Genomic DNA, 20,334 nt, shown 5'->3' with positions numbered 1-20,334 from the left:
TACGGTTCCGTATACGGCGGTTCAGGTTATACGGTTAAGTCGGTTTATCGTATCCAGTATCGAGACCAGCCCGAGGCGGTCCCACAGCTTCTTCGGCAACGCCTGATTCATATGGGGCGCTCCCGAGTTCCACCATGGGCCTCGGCCATTGACTGCCGATTTCCACGCCCGCGCCGCATTAAGTCCCAAGCGTATCAAGTTGCGCGCCCTCGTAGAGGGCCGCTTCCATTGACGCCAGACGATACAGCGAAGCTTGTGACGCACCCAGCCGTCCAATTCCTCAAGTGGCCGTCTGCTCTGGCTCAGCTTGAAGTAGCCCGCCCATCCGCGCAGCACGGGGTTTATCCGCTCGATGACAGTCGCCACCTTGTGGCCCCGCGCTTTACGTAGCAGCTCTCTGAGCCGGTCGCGCAAGCGACCCAGGCTCATCGTCGCCACTCTCAGTCTCGGTTGCTGATGCCAGCTCATCCCGTAACCCAAGTAATCACACATCCAAGACCCGGCTACTCGGCTCTTATCCCGATTCAGCGTTAGTTTCAGGCGCTGATTCAGGAAGCGCTCAACACTGGCCATCACTCGTTCGCCAGCACGAGGGCTGCGCACATAGATGTTCGCATCGTCGGCATAACGCACGAAGCGATGACCCCGCCGTTCCAGCTCGCGGTCGAGTTCGTTGAGCAGGATGTTCGACAGCAACGGCGAGAGCGGGCCGCCTTGCGGCGTCCCTTCCTGCCGTCGGCTGGCGATCCCACCCGACATCTCACCGGCTTGGAGGTACCGCCGGATCAGTCTGAGCACGCGTTTATCTACGATTTGGCGCGCCACGTACGCCATCAGGAGATCGTGGTTGACCCGGTCAAAGAATTTCTCAAGATCGAGTTCCACGCACCAGCGATGCCCTGCCGCCACATGGGCGCGGGCTGTCTCGATGGCTTGGTGGGCGCTTCTGCCCGGACGGAAGCCGTAGCTGTAATCCGAAAACAGCGGGTCGAAGATCGGCGTGAGCTGTTGCAGCAGTGCCTGTTGGATCAGGCGATCCACGACGCAGGGAATGCCCAGTTGTCGGGTGCCGCCTTTGGGTTTGGGGATGTCGACGGCGCGTACACCTTGCGGGTGGTATTCGCCGGCCAGCAACCTCCTCTGGAGGATCGGCCAATACTGATTCACGTAGTCCGCCAAGTCGTCGACCGTCATGCCATCGGCACCCGGCGCGCCCTTGTTGCTGACCACGCGCTGATACGCACGTCTGAGGTTGGCCGGTGCAAGCACCCGCGCCATCAGCGTGTCCGGCTCCGCGTTCGTCCACGTCACAGATGCCGTCGATACCTTTGCGCTGTCAGCCGTCATCCTCGGATTCTGTCCGGGACTCGGAGTCACAGTCTTCTCTTGGAGAAATTTCTGCATTTCGGTATTCAACGAGACTCTGACGCCTACTGGCGGCATAACCTGTTCGGCCCTTGGTGGCGCGGTTATTCGCCACTTACTACGGCTTCGGCTGACTTCTGCACGCTCATCCCATCGCCTCTCGACGCTCGGTAGCACACTGGCAAACGTGCAGATCTCCCAGGGTAATTCGCGCGACCTTCCTGCTTATGCCTGTCGGATCTACGTCACAGCGTTCCGTGCAAGTATTGGGCTTTGAAGATTTTGGCCTTCTTACCCCGCTGCGCCGCCTCTATCCGCTTCCTGTTCGTCAGGCCAGCATTTTGCCTCGGGCTTCCTTCAGATTCGCAGTCACCCGCGACACCCTTGCCTCTGGCTAACACTTCCCCTTGCCGGGTGTGTAGAGGACTTTCACCTCCCAGTCACCAGCGTGGCCACCACAGCCAAGCTGGTTGCGCTTGCGCGCAACGCGCCATGCCTGGCGCACCAAAAAAAGACCCGGCAAGAGCCGGGTCAAATAACCGTGATTAGCCTGATGAGGAGATAATCTGAGAGTCCGAACCAATGGTCTTTCAGTTATCGGCTGATCTCGCGACCAGTTGTGATAATCATAACGATTCTCATTTGAGAGTCAACATCTGTTTTTCTGCTTCATCCATTTTTCTCAAACGCTCGTTTGTAATGCCCGTAAACACTGGGTTTGAGTGCCACTCTAGTTCTTCTGATGCACTGAGATCGCTTCAAGCTGACGGTTCAAGGCCTCCTTGCGCTCGGTGGGTATGTCGTTCCAGTGCACATCCATCAATGCCCCTTCAATGGCATACAGCAGAACCTTCGACGCTCGAAACCCGCGCGTGCGCACGGCTCGGTAAGCGTCGACCGCCCCCAGGCGACGCAAGTCGGACGCGCTGTGGATGCCCACCGCATGCAGCCACTGCGCTGACGTCTTGCCAAGGTTTTTCAGGTGTTGCAGCTCATCGTTCATCAAGCCTCCTTGCGTTGGCCGAATGGTGCGGTGGGTGTCGTGACCAGGCAGCCTGAAAATGAGTGTAGCGTTGAGTAGGAAAAGCGTGGTTCTTTGGTCAGAAAGGGCTGAAAAGATTATAAGGATGGCGCGACGGCGCTTACTCGCAGGCAGGCGCAAAGTGCCCGGCAGGCAGGGGATGTGGCAGGAACTCGGTGTGTGGCGTTACTTGGTGCGGTAGCGCAGGCGAGTACCGAAATTGACCGACATGAGTATTTCGTCAGCCGTGAGTTCGGGCGGGAAATAAGCCCCCGATATCTGCGCATGGGCCAGGCTGGCGCCTTCCAGTGAGCAGCCACGCAAGTCCAGGCCGCGCAGGTCGGCAGAGCGAAAATAGGCGTCGGTGAAGTCAATACCGGTGGCGTTCAGGTCGCGCAGGTCCAGCCCTCGAAAGTCGCCACCGCGCATGTCGATGGGGCCATTTTCAGGGCGCTCCTGGTTGAAGCCGCGGATGTCGTCCTTGTGCAGGAGGGCGTAGAGCGGGGTATCAAGAAGCTTTGGCTGACTCATGATCGCGACTCTGGCTGGCGTTATGGAGCCAGTATAGTGCCACTATCGCTGGGTCGCGCGCCGAAGACGACGACGCGACCAAGAAATATTTCTTACAGGCCCGGCAGGTGTTGACGGATATGCCCGACCAACGCGTCGAGCGTCCCGCTTTCATTGGTCTCCACACGCTTGCTGAGCAGCAGTTCCTCGGCAGTCAGCGGGTCACGACTGGCTTGTTGCTCTTCGATAACGGCCAGTGTGGCGTCAGACGGATCGTTTTTATCCGCCTGGCGTTGTGCCAGCCAACTGGTGATAACGGCTTGCGGGGCGTTGCAGTCGAGGATCAGGAACGGCGCGCCAGTGGCTTCGGCAACCTGGGCGGCGGCGTCACGCTGCGCGCGTTTCAAGAACGTGGCGTCCAGCACCACCGGGTAGCCGGCGCGCAGCACGGTGTCGGCAATCTCGTTCAGGCGTGCGTAGGTGGCAGCGCTGGCGTCCTGATTGTAGATACCGGCCTGCAGGGTGTTCTCTACCTGTTGTTCGCCAAACAGGCGCTTGCGCTCTACGTCCGAACGCAGGCGTACCGCGCCCAGGGCTTCGACCAGGCGCATGGCCACGTGGCTCTTGCCCACGGCTGAAACGCCATGGGTGATTGCCAGGAAGCGCGAAGGGATAGTGCTGTAGCTTTCCGCCAGGTTGGCGTAGTTGCGGTACTGGCGCAGGGTGGTAGCGCGTTGCACCGGGTTGGCTTCGCTGGGCATGCTGAACAGCGCAACCTTGGCGCGTACCAATGCACGGTAGGCTTTATAGAAGTTCAGAAGCTCCAGGCCCTGGTAGTCGCCGGTCAGCTCCAGGTACTGGCTTATGAAGCGCCGTGCCAGGCATTTCAGGCCGCGATCTTCCAGGTCCATCGCCAAAAAAGCGGTGTCGGCGTACACGTCGGTAAAGCGGAAAGGCTCGTTGAACTCGATGCAGTCGAAGATCACCACGCGGCCATCGATCAGCGTGGCGTTGCCCAGGTGGATATCGCCGTGGCATTCACGGGTATAACCCTCGAGCTTGCGCTGCGCAAGCAGAGGCTTGAGGCGTTCGAAGCTGCTTTCAGCCCAGGCTTGCAGAGCCTCCAGCTGAGTCAGGTCGGCCTTGTCGCTGAGGAATGGGCGGATTTGGTCGAAGTTCTGGCGTACCGGAGCCATCACCTCTTCCGGCGTGCCGGCGGGGTGATCTTGCGGGACTTTGGGGGCGCTGAGGTGGAATTGCGCAATCTGCTTGGCCATCTCATCGATGTGCGCGCTGGTCAGTTCGCCGTTGGCTTGCAGGGTGCTGAGCATCTGGCTTTGCGGGAACTGGCGCATTTTCAGCGCGTACTCGATGGCTGGGCCGTCGCCACCCAGTTGCGGCGCCTCGGCAGTGCCGGTAATCGGCAACACTTCAAGATACAAATCTTCGGTCAGGCGCTGGTTGAGGCGCAGTTCCTCGCGGCAGAAATGCCCGCGGTCGTCCAGATTGGTGAAGTCCAGGAAGCCGAAGTTCATCGGTTTCTTCAGCTTATATGCATAGGGGCCCGTCAGTATCACCCAGGAAATATGGGTCTCGATGACTTGAAACGCGTCAACCGGATGAGGGTACAAGGCCGGGTTTTGCAGGGCAGCGATCAGGGTCTGGCTCACGGGCGATCCTTCAAAGTCGGGGGAAAATCATGGGGGGCATTATGGCTGCTGATGCCAGTCGTGCAAACCGCTGTCCGGCTCATGTTGATCATCAATAAAGTGCGTATAATCCGCCGCCATGACTCGAACCCGATCTCCCCGTTCCCGTAAAAAACCTCCTTCCCGCGGCCCGCGCCCTTGGCTGGGCTGGGTGATCAAGCTTGGCCTGGTGGGCCTTGTGGCGGTCGCCGGCCTTGCGGTGTACCTCGATGCCGTGGTGCAGGAAAAATTCTCCGGCAAGCGCTGGACGATTCCGGCCAAGGTGTATGCACGCCCGCTGGAGCTGTTCTCTGGCCAGAAGCTGAGCAAGGAAGACTTCCTTACCGAGCTCGATGCGCTGGGCTACCGCCGCGAACCCGTGAGCAATGGCCCTGGCGCTGCGGCGGTCAGCGGTAATACCGTCGACCTGAACACCCGTGGCTTCCAGTTCTACGAAGGCCTGGAAAAAGCCCAGCCGGTGCGCGTGCGTTTCTCTGGCGATTATGTGGCTGAGCTGTCCTCGCTCAATGGCTCCAAGCTGCCGGTGGTGCGTCTCGAACCGTTGCTGATCGGCGGTATTTACCCGAAGAACCTTGAAGATCGCATCCTGATCAAGCTCGATCAGGTACCACCGTATCTGCTGGAAACCCTGGTCGCTGTCGAAGACCGCGATTTCTATAGCCACTGGGGTGTTTCTCCGAAGTCGATTGCCCGCGCTATCTGGGTCAACACTTCCGGCGGCAAGATGACTCAGGGCGGCAGTACGCTGACGCAGCAACTGGTCAAGAACTTCTACCTGACCAACGAGCGCAGCCTGACCCGTAAACTCACCGAAGCCATGATGGCGATGTTGCTGGAGCTGCATTACAGCAAGCAGGAAATCCTTGAGGCTTACCTCAACGAGGTATTCGTCGGGCAGGATGGCCAGCGCGCCGTGCACGGTTTTGGCCTGGCCAGCCAGTTCTTCTTCGGGCAGCCGTTGTCCGAATTGAAATTGCATCAGGTCGCGTTGCTGGTGGGGATGGTCAAGGGGCCGTCCTATTACAACCCGCGCCGCAACCCGGAGCGTGCGCTTGAACGTCGCAACCTGGTGCTCGATGTACTGGAGCAGCAGGGTGTGGCCACCGCTGAACAAGTGGCCGCTGCGAAAAAAATGCCACTGGGTGTGACAACCCGCGGCAAGCTGGCGGATAGCTCATTCCCTGGCTTTATCGACCTGGTCAAGCGCCAACTGCGCGAAGACTACCGCGACGAAGACTTGACCGAAGAGGGGCTGCGGATCTTCACCAGCTTCGACCCCATCCTGCAGATGAAGGCCGAAGCATCGGTCAACGACACCTTCAAGCGCCTGACTGGCCGTAAAGGCTCGGATGAAGTCGAAGCCGCCATGGTCGTGACCAACCCGGAAACCGGCGAGGTTCAGGCCATGATCGGCAGCCGCCAGGCCAGTTTTGCAGGCTTCAACCGCGCACTGGATGCCGTGCGGCCGATTGGCTCGCTGGTCAAGCCCGCGGTCTATCTCACGGCACTGGAAAAACCCAGCAAGTACACGCTGACCAGTTGGCTGTCCGATGACCCGCTGTCGATCAAAGGTGCGGATGGCCAGGTATGGACGCCCAAGAACTTCGACCGCCGCTCTCATGGCACGGTGTTCCTGTATCAAGGATTGGCGCATTCCTACAACATCTCGACCTCGCGCCTGGGGCTTGAAGTCGGTGTGCCGAATGTGCTGAAGACCCTGGCGCGACTGGGGATCGAACGTGAGTTCCCGGCGTTCCCGTCCATGCTTCTGGGCGCTGCGGCCATGACGCCGATGGAAGTGACCACCATGTACCAGACCCTGGCCAATGGTGGCTTCAATACGCCGATGCGCGGTATTCGCAGTGTGCTGACCGCCGATGGCGAACCGCTCAAGCGCTACCCGTTCCAGATTCAGCAGCGCTTCGACGCCGGCTCCATCTACCTGATCCAGAACGCCATGCAGCGTGTGATGCGCGAGGGTACAGGGCGTTCGGTCTATAGCGTGCTGCCGTCGAACCTGACCCTGGCGGGCAAGACCGGTACCAGTAACGACTCTCGCGACAGCTGGTTCGCGGGTTTCGGCCAGGATGTACTGGCCGTTGTATGGCTGGGGCGCGACGACAATGGCAAGACGCCGTTCACCGGTGCGACAGGCGCGTTGCAGGTATGGACCAGTTTCATGCGCAAGGCCGACCCGTTGCCGCTCAACATGCCGCAGCCGGACAATATCGTGCAGGCCTGGATTGATCCGCACACCGGCCAAGGCTCCGATGCCAACTGTCCGGGCGCGGTGCAGATGCCGTATATTCGCGGCAGCGAACCACCACCCGGCGCCGCGTGCAGTGGCAGTGCCCCTGCTGACGCGGATTCGGTGATGGATTGGGTCAAGGGCTGGATGAATTAAGCAAAGAGGGTTTCAAGTGAACAAGTTGTGGATTCCAGCCATTACGGCTCTGGCTTTGCTCGGCGGTTGCTCCAGCGTGCAGCGCGGCTCTATCCCTGTGGTGGACTCAAGCACGTCCGTCTCCAATAACGACCGCATTTCGGCCAATGGTGGCTTCCGTCAGACCGTGGTCAAACGGCCTGCCCAAGCTGCAACCCAGGCAATTCCACAGGATTCCGGCGTCGTAGTGATGGTGCCCGGCAGTGGGGCTGCAACCTCGGCGCCTATCAGTGCCGAACCATGGACCCCAGGCCCGAGCACTTCCGGGCCGGTGAACTCCACGCCGATTCAAACCGCGCCGGTCAACCAGGGCACCTACAACATGCCTTCTACGCCGAGCGGTATTCCGTCATCGTCCAATGCGGGCGGGTTGTCGGCTGACGAACAACTCGATGGCCCGGTGCTGGCGTTGCTCACAACCGCACAGCAGCAGCAGGCGGGTGGCGATTTGAATGGCGCCTCGTCGAGCCTTGAACGTGCCCAGCGCGTGGCGCCGCGTGAGCCACAAGTGCTCTATCGCCTGGCCCAGGTGCGCATGGCCCAGGGCGATGCGCCCCAGGCGGAGCAGTTCGCTCGCCGTGGCCTGAGCCTGGCCAATGGGCGCCCAGACCTGCAAGCCAGCCTGTGGGCCTTGATCGGGGATGCGCGTGCAGCCCAAGGCGATGCAGCGGGTGCTGCGCAGGCACGGCAAAAAGCCAAGGTCAGCCTCTGATGGATGCGCGTTTTCCCGCGATTGCCGAGCAGTTATTGCTGATCGAGCGCGAACTGCGCGTTCAGGGCTGGTGGGATGAAGTCTCCCCCAGTGCTGAAGCGCTCAGCAGTGTCGAGCCCTTTTCCGTCGATACCCTGGACTTCCACCAGTGGCTGCAGTGGATCTTCCTTGCGCGTATGAAGCAGATCCTGGAACAGGACCTGCCCTTGCCGAATGCGTCGGGGATCCTGGAAATGGCCGAGATGGTCTACGCCGACCGGCCGCGGGAGAGCCTCGGCTTGCGTAACGCGCTGAAAAAGTTCGATCAATTGATCGTCGACGCTCGTTAATTGCCTGACTGCCGGTTTTTCCGGCAGTCTTGCGCACATTTCTACCGCTTGACGACATTCAGGCGAGTTTTATCCCTCCTCAAAGCCCTTTCTTCTGCGTTCTCATGCGCTTAGTTGGAAAAAAGCGCAATTATTGCTTGACTTGAAGGGCGTGAAACAGAAGAATCCAAAGTCCGCTGTATCGGGACTGCCAGAAGCAGGCCCGCTCAGCAGATCATGAGGCGCACATCCGCGCCGACCTGTAACACCCGCAACGCGTTACCTCGCGCTGGGTGGGAAAAGCCCGCAACACTTGGGACGATCCCAATACTTGCTCAGTCAGTGCTGACGTAGTCGGCGACCACCGTCGCTCATGCTCTGTTGAGAAGTAAACCTATTAAGACCCGTCGGTTTTTTAACGGACGGTATTCTGGCGTTTTAGAGGTGAACAACGTGGAGCTTTTATCTGGCGGTGAGATGCTCGTCCGCTTTTTGCGTGACGAAGGCGTCGACTATATCTACGGGTACCCAGGTGGTGCTCTGCTGCATGTCTACGACGCACTGTTCAAGGAACCGGCTGTTACCCACATCCTGGTTCGCCACGAACAGGCCGCGACCCATATGGCTGACGGTTACGCCCGTGCCACCGGTAAAGCCGGCGTGGTACTGGTAACATCCGGCCCAGGCGCAACCAATGCCATTACCGGCATCGCGACTGCCTATATGGACTCCATCCCGATGGTGATCATCTCTGGCCAGGTGCCTAGCACCATGGTCGGCACCGATGCATTCCAGGAAACCGACATGATCGGTATTTCCCGCCCGATCGTGAAACACAGCTTCATGATCAAGCACGCGTCGGAAATCCCGGAAGTCATGAAAAAGGCGTTCTACCTCGCCCAGTCCGGTCGCCCGGGCCCTGTAGTGGTCGATATCCCGAAAGACATGACCAACCCGGCCGAAAAATTCGAATACGTTTTTCCCAAGAAAGCCAAGCTGCGTTCCTACAGCCCGGCCGTCCGCGGGCACTCGGGGCAAATCCGCAAGGCGGCAGAAATGCTCCTGGCGGCAAAGCGCCCCGTGTTGTACTCCGGCGGTGGCGTGATTCTGGGCGGCGGTTCCGCTCCGTTGACCGAACTGGCCAAGTTGCTCAACCTGCCGGTGACCAACACCCTGATGGGCCTCGGCGCATTCCCGGGTTCGGACCGTCAGTTCGTCGGCATGCTCGGTATGCACGGCAGCTACACCGCCAACCTCACCATGCACCACGCCGATGTGATCCTGGCCGTGGGCGCGCGGTTCGATGACCGAGTGATCAACGGCGCGAGCAAATTCTGCCCGAATGCCAAGATCATTCACATCGACATCGACCCTGCGTCCATCTCCAAGACCATCAAGGCCGATGTGCCAATCGTGGGTCCTGTAGAGAGCGTATTGACCGAAATGGTCGCTGCGCTCAAGGACATCGGCGAAACGCCGAACAAGGAATCCGTTGCCAGCTGGTGGAAGCAGATCGACGAATGGCGCGGTGATCGCGGTCTGTTCCCTTATGACAAGGGTGACGGCAGCATCATCAAGCCACAAACCGTGATCGAAACCCTGTGCGAAGTGACCAAGGGCGACGCCTTTGTGACCTCCGACGTGGGCCAGCACCAGATGTTCGCGGCGCAGTACTACAAGTTCGACAAGCCTAACCGCTGGATCAACTCCGGTGGCCTGGGCACGATGGGCTTTGGTTTCCCTGCGGCCATGGGTGTGAAACTGAGCTTCCCGGATGCCGACGTTGCCTGCGTCACCGGCGAAGGCAGCATCCAGATGAACATCCAGGAACTGTCGACGTGCCTGCAATACGGTCTTCCGGTGAAGATCGTCTGCTTGAACAACGGCGTGCTCGGCATGGTTCGTCAATGGCAGGACATGAGCTACGGTAGCCGTCACTCCCATTCCTACATGGAATCGTTGCCGGACTTCATCAAGTTGGTTGAAGCCTATGGCCACGTCGGCATTCGCATCACTGATTTGAAAGATCTGAAGCCGAAGATGGAAGAAGCGTTTGCCATGAAGGACCGTCTGGTGTTCATCGATATTCAGGTCGATACCAGCGAGCACGTCTATCCGATGCAAATCAAAGACGGCTCTATGCGCGACATGTGGCTGAACAAGACGGAGCGTACTTAATCATGCGGCATATTATCTCCCTGCTTCTGGAGAACGAACCCGGCGCCTTGTCCCGTGTTGTCGGCCTGTTTTCGCAACGCAACTACAACATTGAAAGCCTGACCGTGGCCCCGACCGAAGACCCGACCCTGTCGCGCCTGACGTTGACTACTGTGGGCCACGATGAGGTGATCGAGCAGATCACCAAGAACCTCAACAAGCTGATCGAAGTGGTCAAGCTGGTCGACCTGTCGGAAAGCGCCCACATCGAGCGCGAACTGATGCTGGTCAAGGTCAAGGCCACGGGTGCCCAACGTGCCGAGATCAAGCGCACTACCGATATTTATCGCGGGCAGATCGTCGATGTGAGCGCCAGCGTTTATACCGTTCAACTGACCGGTACAAGCGACAAGCTGGACAGCTTCATCCAGTCGATCGGGACGGCCTCGATTCTGGAAACCGTACGCAGTGGTGTCACCGGGATTGCCCGTGGCGACAAAGTACTCAGCATCTAACCCAAATTAGCGAATGGCCTCACGGCCTGGATATATAGAGGAACCTCATGAAAGTTTATTACGATAAAGATTGTGACCTGTCGATCATCCAGGGCAAGAAAGTCGCCATCATCGGCTACGGTTCCCAGGGCCACGCCCAAGCGTGCAACCTGAAAGACTCCGGCGTTGACGTCACCGTTGGCCTGCGCAAAGGTTCGGCCACCGTAGCCAAGGCTGAAGCCCATGGCCTGAAAGTGACCGACGTTGCTTCTGCTGTCGCGGCTGCCGACCTGGTCATGATTCTGACCCCGGACGAGTTCCAGTCCTCGCTGTACAAGAACGAAATCGAGCCGAACATCAAGAAGGGCGCTACCCTGGCCTTCTCCCACGGCTTCGCGATTCACTACAACCAGGTTGTGCCGCGTGCTGACCTCGACGTGATCATGATCGCGCCGAAAGCACCGGGCCACACCGTGCGTTCCGAGTTCGTCAAAGGCGGCGGTATCCCCGACCTGATCGCGATCTACCAGGATGCGTCGGGCAACGCCAAGAACGTTGCACTGTCCTACGCTGCTGGCGTGGGTGGCGGTCGTACCGGCATCATCGAAACCACGTTCAAGGACGAGACCGAAACCGACCTGTTCGGCGAACAAGCCGTTCTGTGCGGCGGTACCGTTGAGCTGGTAAAAGCCGGTTTCGAAACCCTGGTTGAAGCTGGCTACGCGCCGGAAATGGCCTACTTCGAATGCCTGCACGAACTCAAGCTGATCGTTGACCTCATGTACGAAGGCGGCATCGCCAACATGAACTACTCGATCTCCAACAACGCCGAATACGGCGAGTACGTGACGGGCCCTGAAGTGATCAACGCCGAGTCCCGCCAGGCCATGCGCAACGCCCTGAAACGTATTCAGGACGGCGAATACGCCAAAATGTTCATCAGCGAAGGCGCTACCGGCTACCCTTCGATGACCGCCAAGCGTCGTAACAACGCCGCTCACGGTATCGAAGTCATCGGCGAGCAACTGCGCTCCATGATGCCGTGGATCGGTGCCAACAAGATCGTCGACAAAGCCAAGAACTAAGTCGTACGCATCAAGGGAAAACGCGGCTTAGGCCGCGTTTTTTCGTTTGAGGGGTTGGTTCTGGTATAAAGCTGCATCGTTTGCAGGCGAACACTCGCTGCAAGTATCTGTCGAATTTTTTCACACCGTTGCAAGGTAAAGTCCATGAGCGAACGTCCCGAAGAGCCAAACCAGGCTTCCGACGCCGAAAGCATGCTGCCGATCGATGAACATGTCGAAGAAGGGCATGACGCCGAAGGCCGCAAGGTCCGGCATCGTGGCATCTATCTGCTGCCCAACCTATTCACCACGGCGAACCTGTTCGCCGGCTTCTACTCCATCATCAACTCCATGAGTGCCCAGAGCGCGCTGGCGGCGGGTGATGCGGCGAGTGCCAGCAAATACTTTGGCTTTGCTGCTATCGCAATTTTCGTGGCCATGGTGCTCGACGGCCTGGATGGTCGCGTGGCGCGCATGACCAATACTCAAAGCGCTTTTGGCGCCGAGTACGACTCGCTGTCGGACATGGTCGCCTTCGGTGTTGCCCCCGCATTGCTGGCATTTGCCTGGGCATTGGGTGACATGGGCAAGGTTGGCTGGATGGTTGCCTTCATCTATGTCGCGGGTGCCGCTTTGCGCCTGGCGCGCTTCAACACCCAGGTGGGGACTGCCGACAAGCGCTACTTCATCGGCCTTGCCAGCCCGGCAGCGGCGGGTGTTGTCGCGGGGATTGTCTGGGCGTTCAGTGATTACGGGATTCAGGGATCGAAGATGTCGTTCCTGGTTGCCCTGATGGTGGCAGCGGCCGGCATGCTGATGGTCAGCAACATCAAGTACAACAGCTTCAAGGAATTTGACCTCAAAGGGCGCGTGCCTTTCGTGGCCATCCTTGTGGTGGTGCTGGTGTTCGCGGTCGTGTTCAGTGATCCACCGCGTATCCTGCTGCTGGCGTTCCTGGCCTACGCCGCTTCGGGTCCGATTCAGTACTTGTTGCGTCTGCGTCGGGACAAAACATTGTCTTAATGTAATTTCCCCCATACTCCGCAGTCTATTGGTGCATCAGTTCTCCAACGCTGCGGAGTTACCATGTTAATCAAATTACCCAAAGCGTCCGATTGTCACGAATCGGACGTCACGCCTGAATCCTTCTATCTCTCTCGCCGCAGCCTGCTCGGTGGTGCGCTTGCTGGTATTGCCGCCAGCAGCTTGCCGCGTTGGGCCAGTGCGAGCGATGCTTCGCGGTATGCCGACGTCGAGCCGGGCAGCGCGCCCAACTGGTTTACGGAAAAACTTCCGAACACGAAGTGGCAATCGGTGACGGTCAAAGATGAGGCCATCACGCCATTCAAGGATGCAACTCACTACAACAACTTCTATGAGTTCGGGACAGGCAAGGGCGACCCGGCAACGAATGCGGGCTCGCTCAAGACGCAGCCCTGGAGTGTGGTGATTGATGGTGAAGTCGCAAAACCTGGGCGCTATGCCCTGGAGGACTTCATGAAACCCTATGCGCTGGAAGAGCGCATCTACCGTCTGCGTTGCGTCGAGGCATGGTCCATGGTGATTCCGTGGATAGGCTTTCCCATCTCGGCGTTGCTCAAGCAGGTCGAGCCAACCTCCAAAGCCAAGTACATCCGTTTTGAAACCCTCCAGGATCCCAAGAGCATGCCTGGGCAACGCTCAAGTTTCGGCTTGATCGACTGGCCTTATGTGGAAGGGCTGCGCCTGGATGAGGCGATGAATCCTTTGGCGATCCTCGCTGTGGGCATGTATGGGCGGGAGTTGCCTAACCAGAACGGCGCGCCGTTGCGCTTGGTGGTGCCGTGGAAGTATGGCTTCAAGAGTGTGAAGTCCATCGTACGTATCAGTCTGGTCAGTGAGCAGCCGAAAACGACCTGGCAAAGTATTGCTGCCGATGAGTATGGGTTTTATGCGAATGTGAATCCTACGGTCGATCATCCGCGCTGGACCCAGGCGCGGGAGCGCCGCCTGCCGAGCGGCCTGTTCAGTCCGAATGTGCGCCAGACGCAGATGTTCAATGGCTATTCGGATGAGGTCGCTTCTTTATATGCAGGCCTCGATCTGCGGAAGAACTACTGATGCGCTATCCCATCTGGCGCATCGGCGTGTTTGTAGCCGCAGCAGTGTGGCCATTGCTCTGGCTGTATGAAGCGTGGAGCTCTGCGCTGGGGCCTGATCCAGGCAAGGTGCTCGTTGATCGCCTGGGTTTGGGGACGCTCATTTTATTGCTGATCACGCTTGCTATGACGCCGCTGCAGAAATTGAGCGGTTGGGCGGGGTGGATAGCGGTGCGGCGACAGTTGGGGCTGTGGTGCTTTGCTTATGTTGTGCTGCACCTGGCGGCCTATTGTGTGTTTGTCCTGGGGCTGGATTGGTCGCAGCTCGGCGTAGAGTTGAGCAAGCGGCCCTACATCATTGTGGGGGCGCTGGGGTTTGTTGCTCTCCTTATCTTGGCCGTCACGTCGAACCGCTATAGCCAGCGTCGGTTGGGGAGTCGATGGAAGAAACTGCATCGTCTGGTCTATGTGATTCTTGGGCTCGGTTTGCTGCACATGCTATGGATAGTGCGGGCGGACCTGAAGGAGTGGGCCATCTACGCGTCTATAGGTGCGCTACTTCTGTTGATGCGGGTGCCGCCGGTAATGCGTCGAATCCCTCGCCTTATTGCTAAAAAAGCGCCTTCTGCCACAAAAGCGTAATTAAGCCTTGACGGCAGATTCTGGAAGCCTATAATTCGCCCCACTTCCGGCGCAGTCGAAACGGAAAACTCCTTGGTAAACAATGAGTTACGCAGTTCTCGACAGCAAGTTGCTTCAGTTCATCGAAGCCAAAAGGAAGTTGAAAAAGAGGTGTTGACAGCAGCGTGTAACGCTGTAGAATTCGCCTCCCGCTTACGAGAGATCGCAAGCGCAAGTGGTTGAAGTTGTTGAAGAAATCTTCGAAAACTTCTGAAAATAACCACTTGACAGCAAATGAGGCTGCTGTAGAATGCGCGCCTCGGTTGAGACGAAAGATCTTAACCAACCGCTCTTTAACAACTGAATCAAGCAATTCGTGTGGGTGCTTGTGGAGTCAGACTGATAGTCAACAAGATTATCAGCATCACAAGTTACTCCGCGAGAAATCAAAGATGTAACCAACGATTGCTGAGCCAAGTTTAGGGTTTCTTAAAAACCCAAAGATGTTTGAACTGAAGAGTTTGATCATGGCTCAGATTGAACGCTGGCGGCAGGCCTAACACATGCAAGTCGAGCGGTAGAGAGAAGCTTGCTTCTCTTGAGAGCGGCGGACGGGTGAGTAATGCCTAGGAATCTGCCTGGTAGTGGGGGATAACGTTCGGAAACGGACGCTAATACCGCATACGTCCTACGGGAGAAAGCAGGGGACCTTCGGGCCTTGCGCTATCAGATGAGCCTAGGTCGGATTAGCTAGTTGGTGAGGTAATGGCTCACCAAGGCGACGATCCGTAACTGGTCTGAGAGGATGATCAGTCACACTGGAACTGAGACACGGTCCAGACTCCTACGGGAGGCAGCAGTGGGGAATATTGGACAATGGGCGAAAGCCTGATCCAGCCATGCCGCGTGTGTGAAGAAGGTCTTCGGATTGTAAAGCACTTTAAGTTGGGAGGAAGGGTTGTAGATTAATACTCTGCAATTTTGACGTTACCGACAGAATAAGCACCGGCTAACTCTGTGCCAGCAGCCGCGGTAATACAGAGGGTGCAAGCGTTAATCGGAATTACTGGGCGTAAAGCGCGCGTAGGTGGTTTGTTAAGTTGGATGTGAAATCCCCGGGCTCAACCTGGGAACTGCATTCAAAACTGACTGACTAGAGTATGGTAGAGGGTGGTGGAATTTCCTGTGTAGCGGTGAAATGCGTAGATATAGGAAGGAACACCAGTGGCGAAGGCGACCACCTGGACTAATACTGACACTGAGGTGCGAAAGCGTGGGGAGCAAACAGGATTAGATACCCTGGTAGTCCACGCCGTAAACGATGTCAACTAGCCGTTGGAAGCCTTGAGCTTTTAGTGGCGCAGCTAACGCATTAAGTTGACCGCCTGGGGAGTACGGCCGCAAGGTTAAAACTCAAATGAATTGACGGGGGCCCGCACAAGCGGTGGAGCATGTGGTTTAATTCGAAGCAACGCGAAGAACCTTACCAGGCCTTGACATCCAATGAACTTTCTAGAGATAGATTGGTGCCTTCGGGAACATTGAGACAGGTGCTGCATGGCTGTCGTCAGCTCGTGTCGTGAGATGTTGGGTTAAGTCCCGTAACGAGCGCAACCCTTGTCCTTAGTTACCAGCACGTTATGGTGGGCACTCTAAGGAGACTGCCGGTGACAAACCGGAGGAAGGTGGGGATGACGTCAAGTCATCATGGCCCTTACGGCCTGGGCTACACACGTGCTACAATGGTCGGTACAGAGGGTTGCCAAGCCGCGAGGTGGAGCTAATCCCATAAAACCGATCGTAGTCCGGATCGCAGTCTGCAACTCGACTGCGTGAAGTCGGAATCGCTAGTAATCGCGAATCAGAATGTCGCGGTGAATACGTTCCCGGGCCTTGTACACACCGCCCGTCACACCATGGGAGTGGGTTGCACCAGAAGTAGCTAGTCTAACCTTCGGGAGGACGGTTACCACGGTGTGATTCATGACTGGGGTGAAGTCGTAACAAGGTAGCCGTAGGGGAACCTGCGGCTGGATCACCTCCTTAATCGACGACATCAGCTGCTCCATAAGTTCCCACACGAATTGCTTGATTCATTGAAGAAGACGAAAGAAGCAGCCCGAAATTGGGTCTGTAGCTCAGTTGGTTAGAGCGCACCCCTGATAAGGGTGAGGTCGGCAGTTCGAATCTGCCCAGACCCACCAATTTTGTGTGGGAAACGCCTGTAGAAATACGGGGCCATAGCTCAGCTGGGAGAGCGCCTGCCTTGCACGCAGGAGGTCAACGGTTCGATCCCGTTTGGCTCCACCACTACTGCTTCTGTTTGTATAAAGCTTAGAAATGAGCATTCCATCGTTGTGATGGTGAATGTTGATTTCTAGTCTTTGACTAGTTCGTTCTTTAAAAATTTGGGTATGTGATAGAAAGATAGACTGAACGTTACTTTCACTGGTAACGGATCAGGCTAAGGTAAAATTTGTGAGTTCTCTTAACTGAGAAATTCGAATTTTCGGCGAATGTCGTCTTCACAGTATAACCAGATTGCTTGGGGTTATATGGTCAAGTGAAGAAGCGCATACGGTGGATGCCTTGGCAGTCAGAGGCGATGAAAGACGTGGTAGCCTGCGAAAAGCTTCGGGGAGTCGGCAAACAGACTTTGATCCGGAGATGTCTGAATGGGGGAACCCAGCCATCATAAGATGGTTATCTTGTACTGAATACATAGGTGCAAGAGGCGAACCAGGGGAACTGAAACATCTAAGTACCCTGAGGAAAAGAAATCAACCGAGATTCCCTTAGTAGTGGCGAGCGAACGGGGACTAGCCCTTAAGTGGCTTTGAGATTAGCGGAACGCTCTGGAAAGTGCGGCCATAGTGGGTGATAGCCCTGTACGCGAAAATCTCTTAGCCATGAAATCGAGTAGGACGGAGCACGAGAAACTTTGTCTGAATATGGGGGGACCATCCTCCAAGGCTAAATACTACTGACTGACCGATAGTGAACTAGTACCGTGAGGGAAAGGCGAAAAGAACCCCGGAGAGGGGAGTGAAATAGATCCTGAAACCGTATGCGTACAAGCAGTGGGAGCCCACTTTGTTGGGTGACTGCGTACCTTTTGTATAATGGGTCAGCGACTTATTTTCAGTGGCGAGCTTAACCGAATAGGGGAGGCGTAGCGAAAGCGAGTCTTAATAGGGCGTCTAGTCGCTGGGAATAGACCCGAAACCGGGCGATCTATCCATGGGCAGGTTGAAGGTTGGGTAACACTAACTGGAGGACCGAACCGACTACCGTTGAAAAGTTAGCGGATGACCTGTGGATCGGAGTGAAAGGCTAATCAAGCTCGGAGATAGCTGGTTCTCCTCGAAAGCTATTTAGGTAGCGCCTCATGTATCACTGTAGGGGGTAGAGCACTGTTTCGGCTAGGGGGTCATCCCGACTTACCAAACCGATGCAAACTCCGAATACCTACAAGTGCCGAGCATGGGAGACACACGGCGGGTGCTAACGTCCGTCGTGAAAAGGGAAACAACCCAGACCGTCAGCTAAGGTCCCAAAGTTATGGTTAAGTGGGAAACGATGTGGGAAGGCTTAGACAGCTAGGAGGTTGGCTTAGAAGCAGCCACCCTTTAAAGAAAGCGTAATAGCTCACTAGTCGAGTCGGCCTGCGCGGAAGATGTAACGGGGCTCAAACCATACACCGAAGCTACGGGTATCACGTAAGTGATGCGGTAGAGGAGCGTTCTGTAAGCCTGTGAAGGTGAGTTGAGAAGCTTGCTGGAGGTATCAGAAGTGCGAATGCTGACATGAGTAACGATAATGGGTGTGAAAAACACCCACGCCGAAAGACCAAGGTTTCCTGCGCAACGTTAATCGACGCAGGGTTAGTCGGTCCCTAAGGCGAGGCTGAAAAGCGTAGTCGATGGAAAACAGGTTAATATTCCTGTACTTCTGGTTATTGCGATGGAGGGACGGAGAAGGCTAGGCCAGCTTGGCGTTGGTTGTCCAAGTTTAAGGTGGTAGGCTGGAATCTTAGGTAAATCCGGGATTCTAAGGCCGAGAGCTGATGACGAGTTACCTTTCAGGTAACGAAGTGGTTGATGCCATGCTTCCAAGAAAAGCTTCTAAGCTTCAGGTAACCAGGAACCGTACCCCAAACCGACACAGGTGGTTGGGTAGAGAATACCAAGGCGCTTGAGAGAACTCGGGTGAAGGAACTAGGCAAAATGGCACCGTAACTTCGGGAGAAGGTGCGCCGGTGAGGGTGAAGGACTTGCTCCGTAAGCTCATGCCGGTCGAAGATACCAGGCCGCTGCGACTGTTTATTAAAAACACAGCACTCTGCAAACACGAAAGTGGACGTATAGGGTGTGACGCCTGCCCGGTGCCGGAAGGTTAATTGATGGGGTTAGCTAACGCGAAGCTCTTGATCGAAGCCCCGGTAAACGGCGGCCGTAACTATAACGGTCCTAAGGTAGCGAAATTCCTTGTCGGGTAAGTTCCGACCTGCACGAATGGCGTAACGATGGCGGCGCTGTCTCCACCCGAGACTCAGTGAAATTGAAATCGCTGTGAAGATGCAGTGTATCCGCGGCTAGACGGAAAGACCCCGTGAACCTTTACTATAGCTTTGCACTGGACTTTGAATTTGCTTGTGTAGGATAGGTGGGAGGCTTTGAAGCGTGGACGCCAGTCTGCGTGGAGCCATCCTTGAAATACCACCCTGGCAACTTTGAGGTTCTAACTCAGGTCCGTTATCCGGATCGAGGACAGTGTATGGTGGGTAGTTTGACTGGGGCGGTCTCCTCCTAAAGAGTAACGGAGGAGTACGAAGGTGCGCTCAGACCGGTCGGAAATCGGTCGTAGAGTATAAAGGCAAAAGCGCGCTTGACTGCGAGACAGACACGTCGAGCAGGTACGAAAGTAGGTCTTAGTGATCCGGTGGTTCTGTATGGAAGGGCCATCGCTCAACGGATAAAAGGTACTCCGGGGATAACAGGCTGATACCGCCCAAGAGTTCATATCGACGGCGGTGTTTGGCACCTCGATGTCGGCTCATCACATCCTGGGGCTGAAGCCGGTCCCAAGGGTATGGCTGTTCGCCATTTAAAGTGGTACGCGAGCTGGGTTTAGAACGTCGTGAGACAGTTCGGTCCCTATCTGCCGTGGACGTTTGAGATTTGAGAGGGGCTGCTCCTAGTACGAGAGGACCGGAGTGGACGAACCTCTGGTGTTCCGGTTGTCACGCCAGTGGCATTGCCGGGTAGCTATGTTCGGAATAGATAACCGCTGAAAGCATCTAAGCGGGAAACTAGCCTCAAGATGAGATCTCACTGGAACCTTGAGTTCCCTGAAGGGCCGTCGAAGACTACGACGTTGATAGGTTGGGTGTGTAAGCGCTGTGAGGCGTTGAGCTAACCAATACTAATTGCCCGTGAGGCTTGACCATATAACACCCAAGCAATTTGAGTCGAAAGGCCAGATTGCGGTGTGTGAAGACGAAGATGAACCGAAAGTTCGACGCTCACAAAACACCGAAACTATCACATACCCAATTTGCTGAAGCGAGGCCAGCTGGCCACGACTCAGTACCCGAATTTCTTGACGACCATAGAGCATTGGAACCACCTGATCCCATCCCGAACTCAGCAGTGAAACGATGCATCGCCGATGGTAGTGTGGGGTTTCCCCATGTGAGAGTAGGTCATCGTCAAGATTAAATTCCGAAACCCCAATTGCGAAAGCAGTTGGGGTTTTGTTTTGGGCGCTCGAAAAGTGTCCGCCTTGTCCCCGCACGCCTGTCAGGCTGTGCCCGCCCCGTGCGCCACAGTGCTAAAGTCCACCCCTCGATT

13 protein-coding genes, 2 tRNA genes and 3 rRNA genes are annotated in these 20,334 nt (G+C 56.7%); 14 read left to right on the top strand and 4 right to left on the bottom strand.

Going from position 1 to position 20,334, the window contains the following annotated elements:
- Positions 1–21 precede the first annotated feature (21 nt).
- The 4 genes from ltrA to RHM69_RS15885 form a co-directional block, all read right to left on the bottom strand.
- Positions 22–1,443 carry a group II intron reverse transcriptase/maturase gene (ltrA, locus tag RHM69_RS15900; protein ID WP_011805433.1) on the bottom strand — a complete coding sequence of 474 codons (1,422 nt, stop codon included), beginning with the start codon at positions 1,441–1,443 and terminating at the stop codon, positions 22–24.
- Between the two features lie 652 nt (positions 1,444–2,095).
- Positions 2,096–2,368, bottom strand: a complete 273-nt coding sequence (locus tag RHM69_RS15895; RefSeq protein ID WP_003194139.1) for a TfoX/Sxy family protein — start codon at positions 2,366–2,368, stop codon at positions 2,096–2,098.
- Positions 2,369–2,572: 204 nt separating this feature from the next.
- Complete coding sequence (locus tag RHM69_RS15890; RefSeq protein ID WP_014719933.1) at positions 2,573–2,917, bottom strand: pentapeptide repeat-containing protein; 345 nt, start codon at positions 2,915–2,917, stop codon at positions 2,573–2,575.
- Between the two features lie 92 nt (positions 2,918–3,009).
- Complete coding sequence (locus RHM69_RS15885; protein ID WP_200600365.1) at positions 3,010–4,566, bottom strand: AAA family ATPase; 1,557 nt, start codon at positions 4,564–4,566, stop codon at positions 3,010–3,012.
- A gap of 118 nt (positions 4,567–4,684) precedes the next feature.
- On the opposite strand from RHM69_RS15885, the gene mrcB reads away from it, so the two are divergent.
- From mrcB to rrf, 14 genes are all read left to right on the top strand, one after another.
- Positions 4,685–7,009 carry a penicillin-binding protein 1B gene (gene mrcB / locus RHM69_RS15880; RefSeq protein ID WP_014719931.1) on the top strand — a complete coding sequence of 775 codons (2,325 nt, stop codon included), beginning with the start codon at positions 4,685–4,687 and terminating at the stop codon, positions 7,007–7,009.
- 16 nt (positions 7,010–7,025) lie between these two features.
- A complete protein-coding gene (locus tag RHM69_RS15875; protein WP_032902681.1) occupies positions 7,026–7,760 on the top strand; it encodes a tetratricopeptide repeat protein in 735 nt (244 codons plus the stop codon).
- The gene (locus RHM69_RS15870) at positions 7,760–8,089 is read left to right on the top strand and encodes a YqcC family protein (RefSeq protein ID WP_014719929.1); all 330 of its coding nucleotides are present in this window, start codon (positions 7,760–7,762) and stop codon (positions 8,087–8,089) included. The genes RHM69_RS15875 and RHM69_RS15870 overlap by 1 nt, the downstream gene beginning before the upstream one ends.
- Positions 8,090–8,521: 432 nt before the next feature.
- Complete coding sequence (locus RHM69_RS15865) at positions 8,522–10,246, top strand: acetolactate synthase 3 large subunit (protein WP_014719928.1); 1,725 nt, start codon at positions 8,522–8,524, stop codon at positions 10,244–10,246.
- A gap of 2 nt (positions 10,247–10,248) precedes the next feature.
- A complete protein-coding gene (gene ilvN, locus RHM69_RS15860) occupies positions 10,249–10,740 on the top strand; it encodes an acetolactate synthase small subunit (protein ID WP_003176102.1) in 492 nt (163 codons plus the stop codon).
- Positions 10,741–10,787: 47 nt separating this feature from the next.
- Positions 10,788–11,804 (top strand): ketol-acid reductoisomerase, encoded by a 1,017-nt coding sequence (gene ilvC / locus RHM69_RS15855; RefSeq protein ID WP_003194132.1) that lies wholly within the window; start codon positions 10,788–10,790, stop codon positions 11,802–11,804.
- Between the two features lie 144 nt (positions 11,805–11,948).
- Positions 11,949–12,806 carry a CDP-diacylglycerol--serine O-phosphatidyltransferase gene (gene pssA / locus RHM69_RS15850; RefSeq protein ID WP_014719927.1) on the top strand — a complete coding sequence of 286 codons (858 nt, stop codon included), beginning with the start codon at positions 11,949–11,951 and terminating at the stop codon, positions 12,804–12,806.
- A gap of 63 nt (positions 12,807–12,869) precedes the next feature.
- The gene (msrP, locus tag RHM69_RS15845) at positions 12,870–13,883 is read left to right on the top strand and encodes a protein-methionine-sulfoxide reductase catalytic subunit MsrP (protein WP_032902680.1); all 1,014 of its coding nucleotides are present in this window, start codon (positions 12,870–12,872) and stop codon (positions 13,881–13,883) included.
- Complete coding sequence (msrQ, locus tag RHM69_RS15840; protein WP_020301783.1) at positions 13,883–14,503, top strand: protein-methionine-sulfoxide reductase heme-binding subunit MsrQ; 621 nt, start codon at positions 13,883–13,885, stop codon at positions 14,501–14,503. Before msrP ends, msrQ begins: the two co-directional genes overlap by 1 nt.
- 488 nt (positions 14,504–14,991) lie before the next feature.
- A 16S ribosomal RNA gene (locus tag RHM69_RS15835) occupies positions 14,992–16,528 on the top strand.
- Positions 16,529–16,609: 81 nt separating this feature from the next.
- Positions 16,610–16,686, top strand: a tRNA-Ile gene (locus tag RHM69_RS15830).
- A 30-nt stretch (positions 16,687–16,716) separates the two neighbouring features.
- Positions 16,717–16,792: transfer RNA gene (locus RHM69_RS15825), tRNA-Ala, on the top strand.
- 247 nt (positions 16,793–17,039) lie between these two features.
- Positions 17,040–19,931 (top strand): 23S ribosomal RNA (locus tag RHM69_RS15820).
- 151 nt (positions 19,932–20,082) lie between these two features.
- Positions 20,083–20,198, top strand: a 5S ribosomal RNA gene (rrf, locus tag RHM69_RS15815).
- The 16S, 23S and 5S rRNA genes sit together here with 2 tRNA genes alongside, the layout of an rRNA operon.
- Positions 20,199–20,334: the final 136 nt, after the last annotated feature.

The organism is Pseudomonas sp. CCI1.1, from assembly GCF_034348165.1.
Classification (GTDB): Bacteria; Pseudomonadota; Gammaproteobacteria; order Pseudomonadales; family Pseudomonadaceae; genus Aquipseudomonas; species Aquipseudomonas paracarnis.
This window is presented reverse-complemented; position numbering and strand designations above follow the sequence as displayed.